2 protein-coding genes are annotated in these 1,774 nt (G+C 69.7%); both read right to left on the bottom strand.

The features are described from left to right. On the bottom strand, nucleotides 1-339 hold a 339-nt coding region (locus ABD811_RS28175; protein ID WP_344953716.1), incomplete at its 3' end, for an SAM-dependent methyltransferase. A 126-nt stretch (nucleotides 340-465) separates the two neighbouring features. Further along, a partial coding sequence (locus ABD811_RS28170) for an LVIVD repeat-containing protein (protein WP_344953713.1) occupies nucleotides 466-1,774 on the bottom strand: 1,309 nt, incomplete at its 5' end.

Raw genomic sequence — 1,774 nt, 5'->3', positions numbered from 1 at the left:
GACGAGCGGGTCGTTGTCGACGTACACGACCCGGCTCTCGGGGGCGTCCCGCTGGGCCACCTCGTGGGTGTTGTCGACCGCCGGGAGCCCGGTGCCGATGTCGAGGAACTGCCGGATGCCCTGGCCGGTCATGAAGTGCACCACCCGGACCAGGAAGGCGCGCGACTGCCGGGCGACGTCGGCGATCTCCGGATACACCTCCATGATCTTGTCGCCGACCTCGCGGTCGACCGGGTAGTTGTCCTTTCCGCCGAGCCAGTGGTTCCACAGCCGGGCCTGGTGGGGCCGCGTGATGTCGATGGGAGCGGCGGACCTGGACGACGTGCTCTTGTCGGTCATGACGACCTTTCGGACTCCGTGACAACCCTCGACAGTCACCGTAATTCGGGGCCGAAGTGGCGGAGAAGGGCAAACCGAAGATCGTCCACCATCGGCCGCGCCATCACCCGGGGCGCCCTGCCGAGGTCAGACCCGCGGACCGGTGTAGCGCAGGATCCACAGCCCCTGGTTCTTGTCGGAGATGTAGATGTAGCCACGGCGGTCCACGACGACGTCCTCGGTCTGCAGGACCAGGTCGCCCTCGGGCATGGGGCCGTACCGGCGCGTCGGCTCCGGCGGGACGAAGTAGCCGACCTCGCGCGGCAGCCGCACGTTCGACACGTCGTACACCCGCAGCCCCGCGTTGAAGTGCGCGATGTAGAACAGGTTGCCCTGCCGCTGCACGTCGGGATGGTGCTGGTGGTGGTTGATGTTGTGCGGACCGCTCCAGCCGCCCCGCGTGGCGAAGTCGTCGTAGGGGGCGTCGTCCGGCGGCACCGGCGAGGGGAACGTCGACAGCAGCCAGGGCTCGGCCGGGTCGGAGATGTCGATGATGGACGCGTGCGGCGCGGGCCCCTTCCCGTACGACACGTCCTCGGAGTTGGCGAACGCGATCCCGCGTCCCGGCAACGGCAGGACGCCGTGCACACCGAACCGCGAATGGAACGGCGGACTGAAACTGAGCCCCCCTACGCGCCGGGGACGAGACACATCGGATATGTCCAGCACCACCAGCCCCGCCCCGCCATAGGGCAGGTAGACGTGGTTCCCCACCGGGTACGCCGGACCGTGCAGGGAGACGTCACCGGCAGTGCCGCAACAGAACCCGTGCGAGTGCGGACGTTCGGTCGTCTTCTCCTTGGGCTCGCCGTCCTTCTGCCCCGGCACCCACCAGCGCCCCACCTCGCGTGGACGCGACCGGTCGGCGATGTCGAGGATGACGTAGATGTTGCCGGTGAAGCCCTCCAGCCCGGCGGCCAGGTGGACGTAGCGTCCGCCCGGATACAGGTTGCGGTGCGTGCCCGTCCCCCCGGTGCGGTAATGGCTGAGGCGGCGCGGCCGGACGGGATCCTCGATGTCCCAGATGTAGAGCCCGTCCTCGAAGTCGGCCGACGGGTCGCCGCCGAAGTTCGGGAAGACCTTCTCCAGCGCGGTCACCATCGTGTCGCCGTGCAGGTCCACCTGGAGCGTCCAGGTGCCGGCCGGCCCCGGAACGAACGCCACGACCTCCGGACGACGCGGGTCGGTGACGTCCACGACACTCCACCCGCTGTGCCAGAAATGCCCGGTGTAGAGGTACCAGCGCCCCTCCACCTCCCGGATCGCCATCTTGAACGCGGGCCGATGGTCCAGATCGCTGTAGCCGACCGCCTCCACGTTGTGCGCGTACGCCCCACGCGGCGGCCGCGCCGTCCTCTCGGCCGCCGCCGCGCTCCGCGCGCCCCCGACCGCCGCG

It is taken from the genome of Actinomadura miaoliensis, assembly GCF_039536785.1.
GTDB lineage: Bacteria > Actinomycetota > Actinomycetes > Streptosporangiales > Streptosporangiaceae > Spirillospora > Spirillospora miaoliensis.
This window is presented reverse-complemented; position numbering and strand designations above follow the sequence as displayed.